The organism is Dorea sp. BIOML-A1, assembly GCF_009875615.1.
In the GTDB taxonomy this organism is placed as follows: domain Bacteria; phylum Bacillota; class Clostridia; order Lachnospirales; family Lachnospiraceae; genus Dorea_A; species Dorea_A amylophila.
Window position 1 is genome coordinate 24,203 of sequence record NZ_WWSA01000002.1, and the last position, 24,438, is coordinate 48,640.

A 24,438-nucleotide genomic window follows, 5' to 3' on the forward strand; every position below is an offset into this window, starting at 1 on the left:
AAGAAGCATGTATACAGAGGAGGACAAGAATATGGTAAAAGCGATTATGCATGGATGTAACGGACATATGGGACGTGTTATTACAGATATTATCAAGAACACAGAAGGAATTGAACTTGTAGCAGGTATTGATAAATACACCAAAGTGCCAAATGAGTACCCTGTATTTGAGAACATTGGTGCGTGCGATGTGGAAGCGGACGTTATCATTGATTTTTCGAATGCAGCGGCAGCAGATGATTTGTTGGGTTATTGCGTGGAGAAGCAGGTGCCGGTCGTACTTTGTACAACAGGACTTTCAGAAGAGCAGCTTGCAAAGGTGGAAGAATCTGCAAAGAAAGTTGCAGTTTTAAAATCTGCAAATATGTCACTTGGAATCAACCTGCTTCTGAAGATCTTGCAGGATGCTACTAAGGTACTTTCACCGGCAGGATATGATATCGAACTGGTAGAGAAGCACCATAATCAGAAGCTGGATGCACCAAGCGGTACTGCACTTGCACTGGCTGATTCTATCAATGAAGCAGCGGATAATCAGTATCATTATGTATATGATAGAAGCCAGGTGCGCCAGAAACGCGACGGAAAAGAAATCGGAATTTCAGCTGTACGCGGAGGAACGATCGTTGGAGATCATGAGGTGCTTTTTGCAGGGCAGGATGAAGTGATCGAGTTCAAACATACAGCGTATTCCAAAGCGGTATTTGGAAAAGGAGCAGTGGAGGCTGCAAAGTTCCTGGCAGGAAAACCGGCCGGAAGATATGATATGTCAGATGTGATCCAGTTCTAAAATGTGATATGATATAAGATATTGGAATCTAAAGTCCCATCTATGATGCCGGTGGATTGTTCTGTGCTTTGTGCTCACACAATCCCGGCATCTTAAAAAAATAAAGGGGAGACCGGGAGGTAATTATGAGACAATTGGAGGAACGTTATCTGGAAAGACTTTCTCAACTGTATCCGACCATCGCCAAAGCTTCTACAGAGATCATCAATCTGCAGGCAATCTTAAATCTGCCAAAGGGTACAGAACATTTTCTGACGGACATTCATGGGGAATACGAGGCATTCGCACATGTTTTAAAGAATGGCTCTGGTTCTGTGCGCCGTAAAATTGATGATGTATTCGGTAATACTTTGAGTAGCAGGGACAAACAGACGCTTGCTACTCTTATTTATTATCCGAAAGAGAAGATGGACCGGATCAAGAAGACGGAAAAGAATATGGAAGACTGGTATAAGATCACACTATATCGCCTGATCGAAATCTGCAAAAGAACCGCCAGCAAGTATACCAGATCAAAGGTCAGAAAAGCATTGCCCGCAGATTTTGCATATGTGATTGAAGAGCTGATCACGGAGAAAAAGGATATGACGGATAAAGAGTCTTACTATAATGCAATCGTAAGCACGATCATCCGTATCGGAAGGGCAGAGAAATTTATTATTGCCATGAGTGAACTGATCCAACGGCTGACGGTAGACCATCTGCATATTGTGGGGGATATTTATGACAGAGGACCGGGACCGCATATTATCATGGACAAGCTGATGGACTATCATTCGGTAGATATCCAGTGGGGCAACCATGATGTCCTGTGGATGGGTGCGGCAGCCGGGCAGAGAGGATGTATTGCCAATGTGATCCGTATCTGTGCGAGATATGGAAATCTGGACATTCTGGAAGAAGGATATGGAATCAATCTGCTTCCGCTGGCAACATTTGCCATGAATACATATCGGGATGATCCGTGCGAATGTTTCAAATTAAAAGGCAGTCCGAATTACAGTGCAAGTGAGATGCTGCTGGATGTGAAGATGCACAAAGCGATTTCGGTGATCCAGTTCAAGGTAGAAGGGCAGATTATCAAGAAAAATCCGGGATTTAAACTGGATAAACGCAATCTCCTGCATCATATTGACTATGAAAAGGGTACAATTGAACTGGATGGGAAAGAATATAAAATGCTGGATTCGAATTTCCCGACAATTGACCCGAAAAAGCCATATGCACTTACCAAAGAAGAAGAGGATATTATGGAGCGTTTGGAAAGGGCATTTGAAAACTGTGAAAAATTACAGAGCCATATGCATTTCCTGTTGAACAAAGGCGGATTATATAAAGTGTATAATGGAAATCTGTTATATCATGGCTGTGTACCATTAAAAGAAGATGGCAATCTGAAGAGTGTGAGGATTTTCGGTCATACATATAAGGGGAAAGGTCTCTATGAAGTCCTTGAAAGTTATGTAAGAAAAGGATTCTATGCTATGGATTCCAAGGAAAAAGAACGTGGAAAAGACATTATGTGGTATATCTGGCTGAGCGAGAATTCACCACTGTTCGGTAAAGACAAGATGGCGACGTTCGAACGTTATTTCCTGGCAGAAAAAGAGACACATAAAGAGAAGAAAAATCCATATTATCTGTTGCTGGAAGATGAAAAGGTAATCTGCCATATACTGAAAGAATTCGGACTGGAAAATGAAGATGCGCATATTATCAACGGTCATGTACCGGTAAAATGCAAAGATGGGGAAAAACCGATCAAGTGCGGCGGAAAAGTTCTGGTGATCGATGGTGGATTTTCGAGAGCGTATCAGAAAGAAACAGGTATTGCAGGATATACATTGATTTACAATTCTTATGGACTGATCCTGGCTGCGCATGAGCCGTTTGAATCTACAGAAGCGGCCATTGAGAAGGAAAGTGATATACATTCAGACAGTACCGTAGTTAAACGGACATTGGAACGTAAAAAAGTGGAAGATACCGATGTGGGAAGACATCTGAAAGAACAGATCGCAGATTTGGAAGTGCTCCTTGCAGCATACAGAAGTGGTGTGATAGCAGAGAGACTGTAGAAATGTAAAAAAATACCAGTATCAGCAGCATACGGATTTTGTATATATTTTCAAAAAATGCAGATATTACTGATGACAGGTAATACTTGATGGCAGATGAAAAATATACGAAAGGAAGATTGTACAATGAAACAATGGAAAAAAATGCTGCTGATATTAATGTGTGCAGGAGCAATGTCGGGGCTGACCGGCTGTGGAAATAATACAAATGATACAGATGATAACGCAGTAAATGAAGTGGAAGATGGTGTAGAAGACGGTGTGGATGATATCGTAGATGATCTGGATCCGGACGATACGGAAAAAAACGATACAGGAAAAAATGATACGGATAATACCAGATAGGAAAAGGGACACCTGATTGCTGCAAGGTAAGACAAAAAGTACAAAACAAGGATGCCGGGGTGAAGGAAAAATATCCTTCCGGCATCCTTCGTTGTTGTCCGGGGCATTCGCGGCAAACTGGACGGCTGTACTTTAGTGTGGTAAAATGGTTGAAAACGCAAAAAGGAGATAAACATTTATGAAATTCAGACCATGCATTGATATACATAACGGAAAAGTAAAACAGATTGTCGGAGGGAGCCTTCGGGATCAGGGAGACCAGGCGGAAGAGAATTTCGCGGCAGATCAGGGAGCCGATTATTTTGCGGAAATGTATAAAAAAGACGGACTGAAAGGGGGACATGTCATTCTCCTGAATCCGGCATCGTCGGAATATTACGGACAGACAAAAAAACAGGCATTAAAGGCATTGCATGCGTATCCGGGAGGATTACAGATCGGAGGCGGAATTACGGCAGACAATGCTTCGGAATATATCCGGGCAGGAGCAAGCCATGTGATCGTGACTTCTTATGTATTCAAAAATGGTGAAATCTACTGGGATAATCTGAAAAAATTATGTATGGCAGTGGGAAAAGAACATGTGGTTCTGGATCTGAGCTGCAGGAAGAAGGACGGAAGATATTATATCGTAACTGACCGCTGGCAGACATTTACCAATGTGGAGCTTGGAACGGAGATCCTTGGCAGACTGTCCGGCTATTGCGATGAATTTTTAGTACATGGTGTGGATGTGGAGGGGAAAGCTTCCGGAATAGAACAGGAGCTGATAAATATCCTGAAGCAGGCAGACATTCCGGTGACTTATGCAGGAGGTATCGGAAGTATGGAGGATCTGGAACAGATACGCAGAACCGGAAACGGAAAGGTTGATTTTACGATTGGAAGTGCGCTTGATCTCTTTGGTGGCAGGATTCCGTATGAAGTGATAAAAGAATATCATTAATGTGCCATGCGGAATCAAAAAGTAATCCCCTATAAACAGGTCGTAAATAAAGTGTTAACACTTTATAAATCAGTTGAATTGAGGTATGGATAGTGATAAAATAATGAATAAAGTGGTCGTTTCGCGGCCTTAAAGAGAAATAAGGAGTATACATCGAATGAATATTATACAGAAAATATTTGGAACTCACAGTCAGAATGAGTTGAAAAGAGTATATCCGATCGCAGATGCGGTTATGGCACTGGATGAAGATATGCAGCGGCTTTCAGATGAAGAATTGAAAGCAAAGACAAAAGAATTTAAGGACCGTCTGGAAAATGGCGAGACTTTAGATGATATTCTCCCGGAGGCTTATGCAGTAGTGAGAGAAGCGGCAAGCCGTGTGTTGGGAATGAAGCATTACCGCGTACAGATCATCGGTGGAATCATCCTGCATCAGGGTCGTATTGCAGAGATGAAAACCGGTGAAGGTAAGACACTGGTCGCAACTCTGCCGTCTTATCTGAATGCACTGGAAGGAAAAGGCGTACATGTTGTAACTGTCAATGATTATCTGGCAAAACGTGATGCAGAATGGATGGGACAGGTACATGAATTCCTCGGACTGACTGTAGGTGTGGTACTGAACAGCATGGATAATGATGAGAGACGTGCCGCATATGATTGTGACATCACATATGTGACAAATAACGAACTCGGATTTGATTATCTGAGAGATAACATGGTTATTTATAAAGAACAGCTTGTGCAGAGAGGGTTGAACTATGCACTGATCGATGAGGTTGATTCCGTACTGATCGATGAGGCGAGGACACCACTTATCATTTCCGGACAGAGCGAGAAATCTACAAAGCTTTACGAAGCATGTGATATACTTGCACGTCAGCTGGAACGTGGTGAGGCAAGCGGAGAATTCACCAAGATGAATGCCATCATGGGTGAGGACATTGAAGAAACAGGAGATTTCATTGTTAATGAAAAGGAGAAGAATATCAACCTTACCGAAGATGGTGTAAAGAAAGTTGAAAAGTTCTTCCATATCGATAACCTTGCAGATTCGGATAATCTGGAGATTCAGCACAATATTATTCTTGCATTACGTGCACACAATCTGATGTTCCGTGACAAGGATTATGTAGTAAAAGATGATGAAGTGCTGATCGTGGATGAATTTACCGGACGTATCATGCCGGGACGCCGTTATTCGGACGGACTGCATCAGGCAATCGAAGCAAAAGAACATGTAAAGGTTAAGCGGGAAAGCAAGACCCTGGCAACCATTACATTCCAGAATCTGTTCAATAAATATACGAAAAAGTCAGGTATGACAGGTACAGCTCTGACAGAAGAAAAAGAATTTCGTGAAATTTACGGAATGGATGTTATTGAGATTCCGACAAACGTGCCTGTAAAGCGTCAGGATCTGGAAGATGCAGTGTATAAGACACAGAAAGAAAAGTTCAGAGCTGTGTGCGATGCAATTGAAGAGGCACACGCAAAACACCAGCCGGTACTGGTTGGTACGATCACGATCGACAATTCGGAACTGTTAAGTGGTATGTTAAAGCGCCGCGGCATCAAACACAACGTACTGAATGCCAAGTTCCATGAACTGGAAGCTGAAATCGTTGCACAGGCAGGTATCCATGATGCGGTAACCATCGCAACAAACATGGCAGGCCGTGGTACGGATATCAAACTGGATGATGAAGCAAGGGCGGCCGGAGGTCTTAAGATCATCGGAACCGAGCGGCATGAATCCAGACGTATCGATAACCAGCTGCGTGGACGTTCCGGACGTCAGGGGGATCCGGGAGAATCCAGATTCTACATTTCCCTGGAAGATGATCTGATGAGACTGTTCGGATCGGAAAGACTGATGAATGTGTTCAATACACTTGGTGTGGAAGACGGCGAGCAGATCGAGCATAAGATGCTTTCCAGTGCGATTGAAAAAGCACAGGAAAAGATCGAGAGCAACAACTTCGGAATCCGTAAAAATCTGCTGGAATATGACCAGGTAATGAACGAACAGAGAGAGATTATTTACGAAGAAAGACGCCATGTGCTGGATGGAGATAACATGCGCGATTCTATCTTCCACATGATGAATGATTATGTGGAAAACGCGGTAGACATGGTAACCAGTCCGGATCAGGATTATGATGAGTGGAATCTGACAGAATTGAATCTGACGATCCGGAATACGATTCCGATGGAAGTGATTACGGAAGAAGATGTCAAAGATATCAGTCAGACGGAACTGAAGCATATGCTGAAAGAACGTGCGGCAAAGGTTTACGAGGCGAAAGAATCAGAATTTCCGGAGCCGGAGCATATGCGTGAGATTGAGCGTGTCGTTCTCCTGAAAGTGATCGACGCAAAATGGATGGATCATATTGATGATATGGATCAGCTGCGTCAGGGAATCGGTCTTCAGGCTTATGGCCAGAGAGATCCAAAGGTTGAGTACAAGATGATCGGATACGAGATGTTTGATGAGATGACAAGAAGCATTGAGGAAGATACGGTACGTACGATCCTGCATGTCAAACTGGAACAGAAGGTAGAAAGAGAACAGGTTGCAAAAGTAACCGGAACGAACAAGGATGATACAGGAGTACGTGAGCCGAAGAAACGTGCCGAAAAGAAAGTATATCCAAACGATCCATGCCCGTGCGGAAGCGGAAAGAAATACAAACAGTGCTGCGGACGGAAGAATTAATTTCAGAATGCAGACGTATATGATATTATGAGATGACGGCGGCAGGGATAACCCGGCTGCCGGATAAAGAAGAATATAAGAAAAGAAAGAGGTGGAAATGTGGTTGAATTAGATCAGTTCAAAACAATAATGAACGCTTATGAAGAACCTCTTGCCGAAATGAGGGATTCACTTTGACGTTGCAGGGAAAGAGCGGAGAATCGAAGAACTGGAACGAAAGATAGAAGAACCTGGATTCTGGGATAATCCGGAAGAATCACAGGAACTGATGAAAGAATTGAAGAATCTGAAAGAACTTGTGGAGACAATCCATAATCTCTACAGTTCTTATGAAGATATCGGTCTTTTGATCGAGATGGGATATGAAGATGAAGATCCGGAGATGGTAAAAGAACTGGAGGAAGAGATCCATACATTTGAAGAAGTGTTTGAAAAGCTGAAGATCCAGACACTGTTGTCAGGCGAATATGATTCCTGCAATGCGATCATGACGATACATGCCGGAGCCGGCGGAACAGAATCCTGTGACTGGGCAGGTATGCTTTACCGTATGTACAGCCGGTGGGCAGAGAGAAAGGGATTCACACTTCAGGTGCTGGATTTCCTGGACGGAGATATCGCCGGAATTAAAGCAGTTACATTTGAAGTGAATGGTGAGAATGCCTATGGCTATCTGAAATCAGAAAAAGGTGTCCACAGGCTGGTGCGTATTTCACCGTTTAATGCGGCAGGAAAACGCCAGACATCTTTTGCATCGTGCGATGTACTGCCGGATCTGAAAGATGATATCGATATTGAGATTGCAGATGATGATCTGAAGATTGATACATACCGCGCAAGTGGTGCCGGAGGACAGCATGTAAATAAGACGTCTTCCGCAATACGTATTACGCATCTGCCAACCGGAATTGTGGTACAGTGTCAGAATGAACGGTCACAGCACCACAACAAAGAAAAAGCAATGCAGATGTTAAAAGCAAAGCTGCAACTCATGAAAGAGCAGGAGCAGGCTGAAAAAGTATCAGATATCCGGGGTGAAGTGAAAGATATCGGATTTGGCAATCAGATCAGGTCTTATGTTATGCAGCCATATACACTGGTGAAAGACCATCGTACAAATGAGGAAAACAGTAATGTAAATGCCGTAATGGATGGTGATATTGATTCATTTATCAATGCATACCTGAAGAAGATCGCGAACGGCTAAAGGGAGGGAATATATGATCAATATAGCAGTAATGGGCTACGGGACAGTGGGTTCCGGAGTGGTAGAAGTCATCAATACCAACGGGGCACGTATCAATCAGAGAATCGGTGAAGAACTGAATATCAAATATGTGCTGGACATGAAAGATTTCCCGGGAGATCCGGTGCAGGACAAGATCATACATGATTTCGAGACGATCGTATCAGATGAAGAGGTACAGATTGTTGTGGAAGTGATGGGTGGTATCGAACCGGCGTATACATTTGTAAAACGCTGCCTGCAGGCCGGAAAGAGTGTGGCAACATCAAATAAGGCACTGGTGGCAAAGCACGGAGCAGAGCTGCTTTCCATTGCAGCGGAACATAATATTAATTTCCTGTTTGAGGCAAGTGTCGGAGGGGGTATTCCAATCATCCGTCCGCTGAATTCTTCTCTGACTGCAGACGAGATCGAGGAGATCACCGGAATCTTAAACGGAACGACAAATTATATGCTGTCCAAGATGTTTTACGAAGGGGCAGATTATGATACCGTCCTGAAAGAAGCACAGGCAAATGGATATGCGGAAAGAAATCCGGAAGCTGATGTAGAAGGTTACGATGCCTGCAGAAAGATCGCAATCCTGTCATCCCTGATCTCGGGACAGCAGGTTGATTTTGAAGATATCTACTGTGAGGGAATCACAGAGATTACGGTAGAAGATATGAAATATGCAAAGGCAATGGGAACAACGATCAAGCTGCTGGCGTCCAGCAGACGTTATGCGGGCAACAGACTGCATGCGATCGTAGCACCATGTATGTTATATCCGGATCATCCGCTCTACAATGTCAATGATGTATTTAATGCAATCTTTGTGCATGGAAATGTACTGGGAGATGCGATGTTCTATGGAAGCGGGGCAGGAAAACTTCCGACTGCAAGCGCCGTAGTTGCAGATGTGGTAGACGAAGCAAAACATCTGAACCGTAATATTATGACAATGTGGAAAGAAGAAAAGCTCCAACTGGAAGATAAGGCGGATTCCAAGAGAAGATTCTTTGTGAGAATTAAGGGAGATAAAGAAAAACTGATTCCACAGCTGAAAGAATCATACGGAGAGATTGAAGTCGTAAACGTTCCGGAACTGGAAGATGAATTTGGATTCGTAACACCTGTTATGATGGAAGGTGATTATGAGACCAGATCAAAACTTTACAAAGAGCAGATCGTACATATGATCCGTATACAGGATTAATCAGATTGGTCTGTCACAGGAGGAAACATGTTAATAGTTAAGAAATTTGGCGGCAGTTCTGTTGCCAATAAAGACAGAATATTCAATGTGGCAAAACGCTGCATTGAAGATTACAGGGCCGGACATGACGTGGTGGTTGTACTTTCTGCAATGGGAGATACTACAGATGAACTGATCGCACTGGCGAATACGATCAATCCGGACGCAAAAAAAAGAGAACTGGATATGCTGCTTACTACAGGAGAACAGGTGTCGGTATCCCTGATGGCTATGGCAATGCAGGCACTGGATGTACCTGCTGTATCCTTGAATGCTTTTCAGGTTATGATGCACTCCACATCCCGTTACGGGAATGCTAGATTTAAAAGAGTAGACACCGAACGCATCATGCATGAACTGGATTCCAGAAAGATCGTGATCGTAACCGGATTCCAGGGAGTCAATAAATATGACGATATCACAACACTCGGAAGAGGCGGTTCCGATACAACAGCCGTTGCACTGGCGGCGGTACTTCATGCTGATAAATGCGAAATTTACACAGACGTAGACGGTGTGTTCACCGCAGACCCGAGAGTTGTAAAAACTGCAAAAAAACTGGATGCGGTTACTTATGATGAGATGCTGGAACTTGCAAGCCTTGGTGCAAAAGTTCTTCACAACCGTTCTGTGGAAATGGCAAAAAAATATAATGTGGAATTAGTGGTGCGGTCCAGCCTGAACCGTTCAGAAGGTACCGTAGTCAAGGAGGGTTCGAATATGGAAAAATTACTGGTTACAGGTGTGGCTGCAGATAAAGATACAGTCAGAATCTCTGTTATCGGATTAGAGGATAAGCCGGGGACGGCATTTGCTGTATTTAATACACTGGCTGCAAATAATATTAACGTAGATATCATTCTTCAGTCTGTCGGAAGAGAAGGAACAAAAGACATTTCCTTTACGGTTGCATCTGAGGATCTGCAACATGCGATTGAAGTACTGAATGCGAATAAAGAAAGACTTACGATCCAGGATATCACATGGAATGAAAAGGTTGCAAAGCTTTCCATCGTTGGAGCCGGAATGATGAGTAATCCGGGAGTAGCTGCGAAGATGTTTGAATCATTATACAATTCCAGAGTCAATATCAATATGATCTCCACATCCGAGATCCGTATTACGGTACTGATTCCGGAAGAAGATATTGAAAAAGCAATGAATGCAGTTCATGATGGATTTGGACTGGGAGCCTGAGAAAAAGTCGGGAAAAAAGGAAAGACAATTATTTATCTGAGTGAAGAAAACCGGTAGCGAGTTTACGCTTCTCATCGGAAGAAGAACGGAATGCGAATACAAGATCCACTTCTTCTTCGGTGAGATAGATGTAGTTACCGGTATTTTTTTCGATTCCCTGCATATAAGGAGTAACCGTCTCGCGCATGCCGGAAGGATATTCTGATCCGGGAATAAAATGTTCGGCTTCGAGATCACAGAGGATAAGCTGATCCATAGTAACGTGAAAATGTGCAGCAAAAGAAGCCAGATAACCAAGATCCGGCGTACGTGTACTGGTTTCATAATTGCTGCAGGCCTGACGGCTGATATTGAAGATATCAGCAATATCATCCTGCTTTAGACCAGATATGGTTCTGAGATAGAATAAGTTTTTGGCCAGTTGCAGATTTGCCATGTTAAACCTCCACAAGTTACATATTGCTGTTAGTATAACAATCTGACCATAAAATAGATATGATATGCAACAAGACGTGACAAAACGAGAAAAAGCAACGAAATGTGGCGCGCGGACAAATATCAATTTATAAACGGCTCAGATAGCTGTTATGATATTTTCCGGAAAAAGTGACATCTTCGCCGAACCAGCCGGGAGCGGTGAAAGAATCTGCATCGTCTTCGGTTTGGAATTCTACTTCTACAAGCATAAGAGGAGCAAGATCGCCTTCGAAGATATCAAGCTCTGCGGTGAGGCCGGAAGAAAGCGGGATTACATACCGTTTCTTTTTAATCAGACGTCCATCAATCTTGCCAAGAAGATGATGATAGGATTCCCGGTCAAGAGGAAGGTTATATTCCTGACGGGACATCAGTCCGGCAGACTTGTAAGTGAGTTCGTACTTTTCATTATCACGACGGATACGTACAACGGGATTGGTGTTCAGATACCCCTGCTCGAGAAGGCGGCATGGGTAAGTTTCCAGCTGATCCGGCAGCTTTGCAACAAGATATTTTCGTTCTATTTCCATATTATAAAGTCTCCTTTCATTTGCGGTGAAATTATGATACAACAGTTTACAGAAAAAGTAAACGGTGATAGAATTTAGAATAAATAAGAGATGAGGAGGATAATGAAGATGAAAAAAGTATGCGTATTATTGGCAGACGGATTTGAAGAGATCGAAGGTCTGACTGTTGTTGATCTGTTAAGAAGAGCAAAGATATATGTAGATACAATATCCATCATGGATGATTACATCGTACATGGAGCACATGGAATCAATGTGCAGACAGAAGATTTATTTGATGAAGTAGATTTTGATGAATTTGATATGGTTGTGCTTCCGGGCGGAATGCCGGGAACCCTGAACCTGAAAAACCATGACGGAGTTAGATATGTGGTAAAACAGTATGCAAAAGAAGGAAGATATGTGGGAGCGATCTGTGCGGCACCTACCATATTAAAGAGCCTGGGAGTACTGGAAGGCAGGAGGGCAACCTGTTATCCGGGCGTGGAAGATGAGATGGAAGATGTCGTGCTGACAGAGACAGCGGTTGTAGTAGACGAGAATATTATCACCAGTCAGGGCGTTGGCACTGCAATTGATTTTGGACTGAAATTGATCGAGATTCTGGATGGCGAAGAAAAAGCGAAGGAAATCGCAGATTCTATAGTCTTTTAATAGTTTTTCATAAAATTTAATAAAAATAGAAGAAAAAAGCGGAAAAACACCGGATTTAAGCAAAAACGGGGACTAGATATTTACCAGAGTTTGTGTTATACTTCTGTGGTGAATGTATTGTAATATACCCGCTTTTTTTCCGCTACCCATGAGGCGGGTTAGAAACAGGAGGAAATAGTAAATGAGTTTACAGGTAGAAAAGTTAGAAAACAACATGGCGAAACTTACTATCGAAGTTCCGGCCGATGATTTAGAAAAAGCGCTTCAGAGTGCATATATGAAGCAGAAGAACAAGATCGCTATGCCGGGATTCCGTAAAGGAAAAGTACCACGTCAGATGATCGAGAAAATGTATGGACCGGAGATCTTCTACGATGATGCAGCAAATGCACTGATCCCTAAGGCATATTCTGAAGCATATGAAGAGTGTGAACTTGAGATTGTTTCAAGACCGGAGATCAACGTTGTTCAGATTGAAAAAGGAAAATCATTCATCTTTACAGCAGATGTTGCAACAAAGCCGGAAGTAAAACTCGGTGAGTATAAAGGACTGGAAGTAGATAAAGTATCTACACGCGTAACTCAGAAAGAAGTAGACGCTAAGATCCAGGAAGAAGCAGAGAAAAATGCAAGAGAAGTTGTAGTTACGGACCGTGCGGTAGCAGACGGTGATGAAGTAATTCTCGACTTTGAAGGATTTGTTGATGGTGAAGCATTTGAAGGCGGAAAGGGAGAGAACTATCCACTGACTATCGGATCAGGATCGTTCATTCCTGGATTTGAAGAGCAGTTAGTAGGCGCTGAAGCTGAGAAAGAAGTTGAAGTAAAAGTTACTTTCCCGGAAGATTATCATGCAGAAGAATTAAAAGGAAAAGAAGCTGTATTCAAATGTACAGTTCATGAGATCAAAGCAAAAGAACTGCCGGAAATTGATGATGAGTTCGCAGCAGAAGTATCTGAATTCGATACATTAGAAGAATACAAAGCAGACGTAAAAGCAAAGATCAAAGAGCAGAAAGCAGCAGACGGAAAGAGAAATCAGGAAGATCAGGCTGTAGAGCAGGCTGTTAAGAATGCAGAATACGAGATTCCACAGCCAATGATCGAGACACAGACAACTCAGATGGTAGAGGATTTTGCACAGAGAATCCAGTCTCAGGGAATCACTCTTGAGCAGTACTTCCAGTTCACAGGACTGACTGCAGAGAAGATGATGGAAGATATGAGACCACAGGCAATCAAGAGAATTGAGACACGTCTTGTACTTGAGGCAGTAGCAAAAGCTGAAAATATCGAAATCACAGATGAGAAGATCGATGAAGAACTTGCCAAGATGGCTGAATCTTACAACATGGAAGTTGAGAAACTGAAAGAATTCATGGGTGAGAACGAGAAGAAACAGATGAAGGAAGATCTGGCAGTTCAGGAAGCTGTTACATTCCTTGTTGAGAATGCAGTAGAAAAATAAGAATGTCAGATCATAACATAGTATAGTCAGGAGGCATATACATGAGTTTAGTACCTTATGTCATTGAACAGACAAGCCGTGGAGAACGTTCTTACGACATCTATTCAAGATTATTAAAAGACAGAATTATATTTCTGGGCGAAGAAGTAACAGATGTATCTGCAAGTGTGATCGTTGCACAGCTTCTGTTTCTTGAAGCAGAAGATCCGGAGAAAGATATCCATCTGTACATCAACAGTCCGGGAGGCTCTGTAACAGCCGGAATGGCAATTTATGATACCATGCAGTATATCAAATGCGATATTGAGACAATCTGTATTGGTATGGCTGCAAGTATGGGTTCATTCCTTCTTACAGGAGGAACAAAGGGCAAGAGACTTGCGCTTCCAAACTCTGAGATCATGATCCATCAGCCGCTTGGCGGAGCTCAGGGACAGGCAACAGAGATTCAGATCGCAGCAGATCATATCTTAAAAACTCGTCAGAAACTGAATCAGATTCTGGCAGAAAATACAGGACAGCCGTTAGAGGTCATCAACGCAGATACAGAAAGAGATAACTTTATGACTGCGGAAGAAGCCAAAGCGTATGGTCTGATTGACGAAGTCATCAAGAACCGCTAGGGCAGTCCTCAGACGAGGTGAAAAGTATGGCAGGAAAGAACGATGATCAGGTAAGATGCTCGTTCTGTAACAAGACGCAGAATCAGGTGAGAAAGCTGATCGCAGGTCCGAATGGGGCATATATCTGTGATGAGTGTGTGGATGTCTGCGCAGAGATTATAGAAGAAGAATTTGAATACGAGAACGGAAGAGAATGGAATCCGTTCTCGGATATCAATCTTTTAAAACCGGAAGAGATCAAAGCATTTCTGGATGAATATGTCATTGGTCAGGAAGAAGCGAAAAAAGTATTATCGGTAGCTGTTTATAATCATTATAAACGTGTAATGGCGGGAAGAAATATGGAAGTAGATCTTGGTAAAAGTAATATTCTCATGCTCGGACCGACAGGATGCGGTAAGACGCTTCTGGCTCAGACACTGGCAAAGATTTTGGGAGTACCGTTTGCGATTGCTGATGCAACAGCATTGACAGAGGCCGGATATGTCGGTGAAGATGTAGAAAACATTCTTCTGAAGATCATTCAGGCGGCAGACGGAGATATTGAACGTGCAGAGTATGGAATTATATATATTGATGAGATTGATAAGATTACAAGAAAATCAGAGAATCCATCGATTACCAGAGATGTATCGGGTGAGGGTGTACAGCAGGCGCTTCTGAAGATTATTGAAGGAACAGTTGCCAATGTACCTCCACAGGGAGGAAGAAAGCATCCGCATCAGGAGATGATCCAGATCGATACCACGAATATTTTATTCATCTGTGGAGGAGCCTTTGAAGGAATCGAAAAAATCGTTGAAAAACGTATCGATCAGAAATCAATTGGATTCAATGCAGAGATTGCAGAAAAGCATGAAGATGATGTGGACAGACTGCTTCAGCAGATTCTGCCGCAGGATCTTGTGAAATTTGGTCTGATTCCGGAAATCGTAGGCCGTGTACCGGTAACAGTAGCATTGGAAATGCTGGATAAAGATGCATTAATGAAGATTCTTACAGAGCCGAAGAATGCATTGACTAAACAGTATCAGAAGCTGTTGGAACTGGACGATGTAGAGCTTACATTTGATGATAAAGCACTGGAAGCAATCGCAGAGACTTCCCTGAAGAGAAAGACGGGAGCAAGAGGACTGAGAGCGATTATGGAAAGTATCATGATGGATATCATGTATAAAGCACCATCGGATGAGACATTAAAATCATGCCACATCACAGAAGATGTTGTAAAAGGAACAGGAGAGCCTGTATGTGAACATGCAGAACCTGACTCAGAAAGTGCATAATAAATGAAAAGAAAGACGGCGGGTGCGAAGAATAATTGTACCCGCTGATTTTATACCAAGATAATCCAGTCGGTGAACAGGAGTGTGAATATATGACAGGAGAAACCTATAGTCTGCCTATGGTTGCCTTAAGAGGACTTACGATACTGCCGGAAGAGGTCAGACATTTTGATGTAAGCAGGGAAAAATCACTGCAGGCGATTGAAGAGGCGGTAAAAAACGGCCAGAAGTTATTCGTCAGCGCTCAGAAGGATCTGGAAATAGAAGAGCCGGGAGCAGAAGATGTCTATCTGGTTGGCTGTGTTGTTACCATAAGGCAGGTAGTAAAATTACCAAAAAAAATGAGCCGTGTACTTGTATCCGGAGAAGTAAGAGCAAGTCTTGTAAGAATGGATAGTGAGACACCATATCTCCAGGCAACGGTAGTAGAACTGCCGGATGATGAAGTAGTATCCGGAGAGCGGGAAGAAGACGATCCAATGAACCGGGAAGCAATGATCCGTGGATTACAGGATGTCTTCAAAGAATATCTGTTAAAGAACCCAAAGCTTTCAAAAGAACTTGGCATGCAGGTGGAATCCATTCATGATCTGAAATACCTGACAGATGTGATTGCTGCAAATATGCCGTTTTCATTCGAAGATGCGCAGGAACTGCTGGAAGAGACGAACGTTATGAGACGGTATGAACTTCTGCTATATAAGATTGTGAATGAGATCCAGGCACAGAAAGTAAAAGAAGAGATCCAAAGTAAGGTGAAAGAACGTGTGGACAAGAATCAGAGGGAATACATCCTACGGGAAGAACTGAAAGTAATCCGTGAGGAACTTGGTGATGACAATACCATGTCGGATGCGGATGAATTCCAGCAGGCGGCAGATGCATTGAAAGCTTCGAAAGAAGTAAAAGAAAAGCTGAACAAAGAAATCAAAAGATTCCGCAATTCCATGAATTCCCCGGCGGAAACAGGCGTTATCCGGACCTATATCGAAACAATGCTTGAAATGCCATGGGATAAAACTTGCAAAGAGCATAAAGATATTGCATTTGCAAGACAGGTACTGGATGAAGATCATTACGGTCTGGAGAAAGTAAAAGAACGAGTACTTGAATATCTTGCAGTACGGGCGCTTACGAAAAAAGGCGAAGCACCGATCATCTGTCTTGTGGGTCCTCCGGGAACCGGTAAAACTTCGATTGCGAAATCTCTTTCCAGGGCGTTGAAGAAGCCGTATGTGAGAATTTCGCTTGGAGGTGTCCGTGACGAAGCGGAAATCCGGGGGCACAGAAAGACTTATGTAGGAGCAATGCCGGGAAGAATCGCAAATGGAATGAAACAGGCAGGAGTCAAGAATCCACTGATGCTGTTGGATGAGATAGATAAAGTCAGCAATGACTATAAAGGAGATACATTCTCAGCACTTCTGGAGGTTCTGGATGGCGAACAGAATAATAAGTTCGTAGACCATTATCTGGAAGTGCCGATGGATCTGTCGGAAGTGTTATTTATCACAACGGCAAACAGCCTGCAGACCATTCCAAGGCCGCTTCTTGACCGTATGGAAGTCATTGAGGTTACCAGTTATACAGAAAATGAAAAACTGCATATTGCGCAGGAACATCTGATTCCAAAGCAGATCGAAAAGCATGGACTGAAAGCAGATCAGCTGACCATCAGTAAAAATGCGATTTGGAAGATGGCAAGAAATTACACAAAAGAAGCAGGGGTCAGACAGTTGGAACGTAAGATCGGTGATATCTGCCGTAAATCAGCAATGGAGATCCTTGAGAAAAAGAAGAAATCCATTCATGTGACAGAGCGGAATATGGAACACTATCTGGGTAAGGAACTTTACAGTTATCAGATGGCAAATGAAGAAGATGAAGTTGGTATTGTGCGTGGACTCGCATGGACCAGTGTCGGCGGTGATACACTCCAGATCGAAGTGAATATGATGCCGGGAGAAGGAGAAATCCTGCTGACCGGACAGCTTGGCGATGTCATGAAAGAGTCCGCGAGAACCGGTATCAGTTATATCCGTTCCGTAAGCAAAGAGCACGATATTACAGATGATTTTTTTAAGAAACATGATATACATATCCATATTCCGGAGGGAGCCGTTCCAAAAGACGGACCATCTGCCGGTATTACAATGGCAACTGCAATCATGTCTGCGGTGACAGGAAGAAAAGTACGGGCAGACCTCGCTATGACAGGAGAGATTACACTGCGCGGACGTGTACTCCCGATCGGAGGGCTGAAAGAAAAGCTTCTGGCTGCAAAAAATGCAGGAATGAAGACCGTACTTGTCCCGGCAAAAAATGAAAGAGATGTTGAGGAAATTTCAACAGAGATTACAAAGGGACTGGAAATTAAATTTGTAACACACATGAATGAGGTGCTGAAAGAAGCACTTGTATAGTCAGATCTTCTGGCACGGGTCAGAAGATGGATCAAAGGAGAAATATATGATAATCAGAAATATTAATCTGGAAACCGTATGTGGAATCACCAGCAAACTTCCGGAGAATACACTTCCGGAGATTGCATTTGCAGGAAAATCCAACGTAGGAAAGTCATCCCTGATCAATGCGCTTATGAACCGCAAATCATACGCAAGAATATCTGCAACACCGGGAAAGACACAGACGATCAACTTCTATAATATTAATGAGGCATTATATCTGGTCGACCTGCCGGGTTACGGATATGCGAAGGTATCCGAACAGGAGAAGATCAAATGGGGACAGCTGATCGAACGTTATCTGCACGGGTCGAAGCAGTTGAAAGTAGTATTCCTTCTGATCGATATCCGTCATAAACCATCCGGTAACGACAAGATGATGTATGAGTGGATCGTGTCACAGGGATTCCATCCGGTGATCATTGCAACAAAACTCGATAAGATCAAACGCAGCCAGAAAGACAAACAGATCAAGATTGTAAAAGAAGGTCTGGGAGTGTTACCGGGAACAATTGTCATCCCGTTCTCATCAGTGACGAAACAGGGACGTGATGAGATATGGGAGCTGGTGGAAAGAAATTATCTGAATACTCAGGAGAATGAAGAATAGACAGAATCCATTTCAGATGGTAATTAATGAGATAAAGTTTGTCAAAGGATTGACAAACTTTATCTTTTTTGTTATGATTAGACTAAAGTACAAACATTGGTCTAAAACGGGTAAAAAATGTGAAAATAACAAGTATAATAAGAGGAAAGGAGAATATCATGGATCTGATAACCAATATCCAGAAGTATTCTATTCATGACGGGGACGGAATCCGTACGACCGTATTTTTTAAGGGATGTCCGTTAAAGTGTGTGTGGTGCCATAATCCTGAGACACAGCGCTTCGAGCAGGAAATTCAGTATGATGCGGAGAAATGTACCGGTTGCGGCGTATGCGCAAAAGTCTGTCCGAACGGCGCGGTTACCATGGAAGACGGAAGACCGAAGCTGGATAAAAAACTTTGTAAGCTCTGCGGAAAATGTGAGAATTTCTGTACACAGGGAATCCGGGAGATCGTTGGCCAGGAATATCCGGTAAAAACACTTGTAAAGGAACTGATGAAAGATCTGATGTTCTATGAACAGTCCGGCGGTGGAGTTACACTTTCCGGTGGTGAAGTGATGACTATGTCTACAGATTATGTACTTGCGATCGCAAAAGCTTTGAAGAAAGAAGAAGTATCGCTTACAATTGATACATGCGGATATGTTCCGTATGAGAAGTTCGAAGCAATCCTTCCATATGTCGATACATTTTTATATGATGTAAAGGTAATGGATCCGGAATTACATAAGCAATATATCGGAGTAGACAATAAACTGATCTTAGATAATCTTGTAAAACTTTCAGATGCAGGAGCAAGGATATACATCCGCATCCCTACTGTTAAGGAAGTAAATGGAAACGAAGAGAATATGAAAGAGACGATCCGTTTCCTGAAAGAACACGATATTCATCCGGCACAGGTTAATTTGCTGCCATATCATAATACGGGAAGCAGTAAATATCCGAAGCTGGATATGGAATATAAAGGTAATGACTTGAATGCACCGACAAAAGAAGAGATGGAGGGGTTTGTGAAACTCTTCCAGGAAGCAGGTTTTTCTAACACAAAGATAGGAGGTTAAAACAATGGCTGAAAAAAGAGGCATGAACGAAAGAATCCAGAAGTTAAGAGAACTGAGTGTTACAACACCGGTACACATCGATCTGGAAAGAGCAAAGATCGAAACAGATTTTTACAGAGAAAATGACGGAAAATATTCTATCCCGGTTATGAGAGCTATGGTGTTAAAAGAGTATTTTTCAAAGAAGACACTTTACCTTGGAGACGGTGAGCTGATCGTAGGAGAGAAGGGAAAAGATCCACAGGCATCTCCGACATTCCCGGAACTTTGCTGTCACAGCGTTGAGGATATGACAGTTATGAGTGAGCGTGATCTGGTATCCTTCCACACAACAGAAGAAGACAGAAAACTCCAGGCAGAAGAGATCATTCCGTTCTGGAAGGGAAGAACTATGAGAGAGAGACTTCTGGCTTCCATGACTCCGGAATGGAACGACTGTTACGCAGCAGGTATGTTCACAGAATTTATGGAGCAGAGAGGACCGGGACATACATGTGGTGGAGAACAGGTATTTACAACAGGATATCTGGACTACAAAGAGAAGATCAAAAAGACAATGGATGCTCTTGATTTTATGAATGATCCGGATGCTCTGGATAAAATGGAAGAGTTAAAAGCCATGGATATTTCCTGCGATGCAGTGATTATTCTTGGTGAGAGATATCATGAATTAGCACTAGAGCTGGCAGAAAAAGAGGCTGATCCGGTACGTAAAGAAGAATTAAAACAGATTGTAGCCAACCTGGAGGTTGTACCGGCACATGCACCACAGACATACTGGCAGGCAATCCAGTTATACTGGTTCACACATCTGGCAGTTACAACAGAACTGAACCCATGGGATGCATTCAGCCCGGGACGTCTTGACCAGCATCTGATCAAATATTATGAAGCAGATACAGAAGCAGGAATTCTGGATGATGAGAGAGCAAAAGAACTGTTAGAGTGCTTATGGGTGAAATTCTACAATCAGCCTGCACCGGTTAAAGTAGGTATCACATTAAAAGAAAGTGCCACATACACAGACTTTGCAAATATCAATACCGGAGGAGTTACACCGGACGGACGTGATGGTGTCAATGCAGTCAGCTACCTGATCCTTGACTGTATGGACGAGATGAAGTTGGTTCAGCCAAACTCTAACGTAACGATCAGTAAGAAGACCCCTGCACGTTTCCTGAAGAGAGCATGCGAGATCTCAAGAAAGGGATGGGGACAGCCTGCGTTCTACAATACAGAAGCACAGACCATGGAGCTTATCAATGCAGGAAAATCACTGGAAGATGCACGCCGCGGCGGATCTTCAGGATGTGTTGAGACAGGAGCATGGGGAAGTGAAGCATACATCCTGACAGGATACCTGAATATTCCAAAAGTATTCCAGCTGACACTTTATAATGGATTTGACAAGGAATCCGGAAAACAGCTCGGCCTTAAGACCGGTGAAGCAAAAGATTTCAAGTCTTATGATGAATTATGGGATGCATTCCAGAAACAGCTGAAACATTTTATTGATATTAAGATTCGCGGAAACAATGTGATCGAGAAATTATATGCAGAGAATATGCCGGCACCTTGTCTGTCAGTGGTAACAAATGACTGCATCAGCAATGCAAAAGATTACAATGCAGGTGGAGCAAGATACAATACAAACTATATCCAGGGTGTAGGTATCGGAACAGTTACCGACTGTATCACATCTGTTAAGTATAATGTATTCGATAAGAAGAATTTCACAATGGAAGAGCTGCTTGAAGCTATGGATCATAACTTCGAAGGTTATGATGCAATCTTCCGTATGGTACATGACAAGACACCGAAGTATGGTAACGATGATGATTATGCAGATTCTGTTATGCAGGATGTATTTAATCTGTATCATGACCTGATCACAGGACGCCCGACCATGAGAGGCGGAAAATACGGAGTAGATATGCTTCCTACTACATGTCACGTATACTTCGGAGAAGTGATCGGAGCAACTGCAAACGGAAGAAAAGCGAATGTACCTGTATCGGAAGGTATCTCTCCAGAGAAGTCTGCTGATACAAACGGACCTACAGCTGTTATCAAGTCATGCTCTAAGATGGATCACCTTGCAACAGCAGGAACACTTCTGAACCAGAAGTTTACGCCTGATGTTGTTGCCGGAGAAAAAGGTCTTGAGAATATGTCAAGCCTGATCCGCAGCTACTTTGCAATGGACGGACATCACATTCAGTTCAATGTCATCGACAGACAGACACTGATCGAAGCACAGAAACATCCGGATGATTACAGAGACCTGATCGTTCGTGTTGCCGGATACAGTGACTTCTTCCGTAACTTAAGCAAACCGTTACAGGATGAGATCATCAACCGTACAGAACAGTCATTTGAATAAAATGAAATCTGCAGGGTAAACCTGAAGATAATTAAAAAATAAAAAAGTCCTTAGGCAGGAATCGTGATGCCGGCTGTTGCCGGATGTATAAATTCTTGTTTAAGGACTTTTTTTCAGGCCTGGCAGCAAAAATATGATATGATATTAGTGAACGTAGAAATACGGATAAAAAATATGTTAAGAAAAGAGATGGAGAAAAGTTATGAATCTAAAAGGAATGAATTTGAAAAAGGAAAGGACGAAAATTCAGATGGTGCTGACGGTTCTCGTTATACTGTCGGTAGTCAGACAGTTTTTCCTGGGAAATTACCACAATATGTTTCTGGGAATTCTGACCCTGTTTTTGTTCATGGTACCCGCTGTATTAGATCAGACACTGGGAGTAACGATTCCGGTAGGACTGGAGACGGTGATTCTGATTTTTATCTTTTCGGCAGAAATACTGGGAGAGATCAACGCATTTTATGTTAAGATTCCTGTTTGGGATACCATTTTACATACGACAAACGGTTTTCTTATGGCGGCAATTGGATTTGCACTGATCGACCTGTTTAACAGAAGTGACCGGTTCTCAATTAAGATGTCTCCGTATTTCGTGGCATTTTTTGCATTTTGTTTTTCGATGACAGTCGGTGTATTGTGGGAGTTCTTTGAATTTTCAATGGACTGGTTCTTCGGACTGGATATGCAGAAAGACTGGATCCTTCCATCGATCAGCTCTGTGAAACTCAACCCGACAGGTGCAAATGTCCCGGTGCATGTGGACATCCAGTCAGTGGTGATCAATGGCGAAAAATGGAATCTGGGTGGATATCTGGATATCGGAATAGTGGATACGATGAAAGATCTGATGGTGAATTTTATCGGAGCGGTGGTGTTCTCGATCATCGGAATTCTATATCTGAAGCACCGTGGCAAGGGAAAACTTGCGGCATCACTGATCCCGCAGGTAAGAGACGAGAAGGAGCAGAAGAGATAAAAAGAACCGGATAAGAGTGGATTATGGAAAAGAATATACAGAAGATCAAAATAAAGAACCAATTGGAATTATGGGCATTCTGTGCAGTCATAGGAACTGTGGCGGGAGCTTTGGTCTGGGCATTGCTGAAGATCATGGCATCAGGAACAGAAATGATATGGGAGTGGATACCGGAAAGAATTCATATTCCGTATTATACAGTGCTCGTGTGTACTGTGGGCGGAGCCATTATCGGGATATTTCGAAAGTTATACGGGGATTATCCGGAAGATATGGAAACCGTCATGGGAAAAGTAAAGAAAGAAAAAAGATACGAATATAAAAATATGCTGGTCATGATGATCGCAGCACTGCTGCCGCTTCTGATCGGAAGCAGTGTAGGTCCGGAGGCAGGACTTACCGGGATTATCGTAGGCTTATGTTACTGGGCAGGAGAGAATCTGAAATTTGCAAAACAGAATACAAAGGAATATTCACAGATCGGTGCAGCCGTTTCCCTTAGTGTGTTATTTCATGCGCCGTTATTTGGGATCTTTGAGGTGGAAGAAGATCCGGATATGCAGCTGGCAGAGCTTGGAAAAGGATCGAAGATCTTCATATATGGAATTGCACTTGCAGCCGGAACCGGAAGCTATGCGGGACTTTCCGCTTTGATGGGCGGAGGAATGTCCGGTTTTCCGTCATTTGATGCAGTTGCGGTACAGAGAATCGATTATGTGATGATGCTTGTGTATATGTTCTGTGGATGTGTACTTGCATATTTTTATGAGACGACACATACGGTAACCGGAATCATTGCCGGAAAAATTCCGGGTGTCGTAAAAGAAATTCTGGCGGGGTTATGTCTGGGTGTGATCGGAATGTTGATACCGGCAGTGATGTTTTCGGGAGAAGAGCAGATGGGTGTCCTTATGAAAGAGTATGCCGGTTATATGGCGATAGCATTGATCGGCGTAGCATTTCTGAAAATCATATTGACAAATCTCTGTATCCAGTTTGGATTAAAAGGAGGACATTTTTTCCCGGTTATTTTTGCGGGAGTATGTCTGGGATACGGACTTGCGATGCTGTTCTTCGGACAGCAGGGGGACAGTCATGTTGTATTTGCGGCGGCGATTGTAACATCGACACTTCTGGGCGGTATCATGAAGAAGCCGCTGGCGGTGACCATGCTTTTGTTCCTGTGTTTTCCGGTGAAGATATTTATATGGATATTTATTGCAGCAGCAGTGGGAAGTAAATGTGTGAAGAAGATGGGAAAAGAAGTATAGTGAAAATACCCGTTATCAGTATGTATTTCGATGATGCAAACAGGAATACATATTGACAGCG

Annotated in this window: 20 protein-coding genes; 18 read left to right on the forward strand and 2 right to left on the reverse strand. The window is 42.9% G+C overall.

Features of this window, described 5'->3' with window-relative positions; translation table 11 throughout:
• Positions 1-31: 31 nt before the first annotated feature.
• The 8 genes from dapB to GT508_RS00985 all read left to right on the forward strand — a co-directional run bounded on the left by dapB (position 32) and on the right by GT508_RS00985 (position 10,564).
• Entirely contained in the window at positions 32-790 is a 759-nt protein-coding gene (gene dapB / locus GT508_RS00950; RefSeq protein ID WP_161143382.1) for a 4-hydroxy-tetrahydrodipicolinate reductase, read from the forward strand.
• A gap of 125 nt (positions 791-915) precedes the next feature.
• Positions 916-2,868: a fructose-1,6-bisphosphatase gene (locus GT508_RS00955; RefSeq protein WP_055281422.1), complete on the forward strand. Its 1,953-nt coding sequence runs from the start codon at positions 916-918 to the stop codon at positions 2,866-2,868.
• A gap of 126 nt (positions 2,869-2,994) precedes the next feature.
• Positions 2,995-3,213: a hypothetical protein gene (locus GT508_RS00960; RefSeq protein WP_055281424.1), complete on the forward strand. Its 219-nt coding sequence runs from the start codon at positions 2,995-2,997 to the stop codon at positions 3,211-3,213.
• 178 nt (positions 3,214-3,391) lie between these two features.
• Positions 3,392-4,159 (forward strand): phosphoribosylformimino-5-aminoimidazole carboxamide ribotide isomerase, encoded by a 768-nt coding sequence (hisA, locus tag GT508_RS00965; protein WP_055281426.1) that lies wholly within the window; start codon positions 3,392-3,394, stop codon positions 4,157-4,159.
• Positions 4,160-4,316: 157 nt separating this feature from the next.
• Positions 4,317-6,884, forward strand: coding sequence for a preprotein translocase subunit SecA (gene secA / locus GT508_RS00970; RefSeq protein WP_055281428.1), 2,568 nt, complete (start codon positions 4,317-4,319; stop codon positions 6,882-6,884).
• A 99-nt stretch (positions 6,885-6,983) separates the two neighbouring features.
• Positions 6,984-8,091 (forward strand): peptide chain release factor 2 gene (gene prfB, locus GT508_RS00975; protein ID WP_117597141.1). Its coding sequence is split into 2 segments (ribosomal slippage): positions 6,984-7,058 and positions 7,060-8,091, totalling 1,107 coding nucleotides; the frame shifts between segments, so codons are not numbered across the junction.
• 13 nt (positions 8,092-8,104) lie between these two features.
• Positions 8,105-9,328, forward strand: coding sequence for a homoserine dehydrogenase (locus tag GT508_RS00980; RefSeq protein ID WP_055281432.1), 1,224 nt, complete (start codon positions 8,105-8,107; stop codon positions 9,326-9,328).
• Positions 9,329-9,355: 27 nt separating this feature from the next.
• Positions 9,356-10,564 carry an aspartate kinase gene (locus GT508_RS00985; RefSeq protein ID WP_055281434.1) on the forward strand — a complete coding sequence of 403 codons (1,209 nt, stop codon included), beginning with the start codon at positions 9,356-9,358 and terminating at the stop codon, positions 10,562-10,564.
• A 28-nt stretch (positions 10,565-10,592) separates the two neighbouring features.
• Here the strand turns inward: GT508_RS00985 and GT508_RS00990 are convergent, their stop codons facing one another.
• A complete protein-coding gene (locus tag GT508_RS00990; RefSeq protein WP_055281436.1) occupies positions 10,593-11,000 on the reverse strand; it encodes a helix-turn-helix domain-containing protein in 408 nt (135 codons plus the stop codon).
• A gap of 127 nt (positions 11,001-11,127) precedes the next feature.
• On the reverse strand, positions 11,128-11,571 hold the full coding sequence (locus tag GT508_RS00995) for a CYTH domain-containing protein (protein ID WP_117597144.1): 444 nt from the start codon (positions 11,569-11,571) through the stop codon (positions 11,128-11,130).
• A 108-nt stretch (positions 11,572-11,679) separates the two neighbouring features.
• Here GT508_RS00995 and GT508_RS01000 point away from each other — a divergent pair, with 108 nt between their 5' ends.
• From GT508_RS01000 to GT508_RS01045, 10 genes are all read left to right on the forward strand, one after another.
• Complete coding sequence (locus tag GT508_RS01000) at positions 11,680-12,225, forward strand: DJ-1 family glyoxalase III (RefSeq protein WP_171029332.1); 546 nt, start codon at positions 11,680-11,682, stop codon at positions 12,223-12,225.
• Positions 12,226-12,406: 181 nt separating this feature from the next.
• On the forward strand, positions 12,407-13,693 hold the full coding sequence (gene tig / locus GT508_RS01005) for a trigger factor (protein WP_055281442.1): 1,287 nt from the start codon (positions 12,407-12,409) through the stop codon (positions 13,691-13,693).
• Between the two features lie 41 nt (positions 13,694-13,734).
• Complete coding sequence (clpP, locus tag GT508_RS01010) at positions 13,735-14,316, forward strand: ATP-dependent Clp endopeptidase proteolytic subunit ClpP (RefSeq protein WP_028088268.1); 582 nt, start codon at positions 13,735-13,737, stop codon at positions 14,314-14,316.
• Between the two features lie 26 nt (positions 14,317-14,342).
• Positions 14,343-15,602, forward strand: a complete 1,260-nt coding sequence (clpX, locus tag GT508_RS01015) for an ATP-dependent Clp protease ATP-binding subunit ClpX (RefSeq protein WP_055281444.1) — start codon at positions 14,343-14,345, stop codon at positions 15,600-15,602.
• A gap of 92 nt (positions 15,603-15,694) precedes the next feature.
• Complete coding sequence (gene lon / locus GT508_RS01020; protein WP_138376515.1) at positions 15,695-18,025, forward strand: endopeptidase La; 2,331 nt, start codon at positions 15,695-15,697, stop codon at positions 18,023-18,025.
• 46 nt (positions 18,026-18,071) lie between these two features.
• Positions 18,072-18,677, forward strand: a complete 606-nt coding sequence (gene yihA, locus GT508_RS01025; RefSeq protein ID WP_055281448.1) for a ribosome biogenesis GTP-binding protein YihA/YsxC — start codon at positions 18,072-18,074, stop codon at positions 18,675-18,677.
• 158 nt (positions 18,678-18,835) lie between these two features.
• Complete coding sequence (locus GT508_RS01030) at positions 18,836-19,744, forward strand: trans-4-hydroxy-L-proline dehydratase activase (RefSeq protein ID WP_144100731.1); 909 nt, start codon at positions 18,836-18,838, stop codon at positions 19,742-19,744.
• A gap of 4 nt (positions 19,745-19,748) precedes the next feature.
• Positions 19,749-22,127: a trans-4-hydroxy-L-proline dehydratase gene (gene hypD, locus GT508_RS01035; protein WP_161143383.1), complete on the forward strand. Its 2,379-nt coding sequence runs from the start codon at positions 19,749-19,751 to the stop codon at positions 22,125-22,127.
• A 202-nt stretch (positions 22,128-22,329) separates the two neighbouring features.
• Positions 22,330-23,106, forward strand: coding sequence for a hypothetical protein (locus GT508_RS01040; RefSeq protein ID WP_161143384.1), 777 nt, complete (start codon positions 22,330-22,332; stop codon positions 23,104-23,106).
• Between the two features lie 23 nt (positions 23,107-23,129).
• On the forward strand, positions 23,130-24,377 hold the full coding sequence (locus tag GT508_RS01045; protein WP_161143385.1) for a chloride channel protein: 1,248 nt from the start codon (positions 23,130-23,132) through the stop codon (positions 24,375-24,377).
• Positions 24,378-24,438 lie beyond the last annotated feature (61 nt).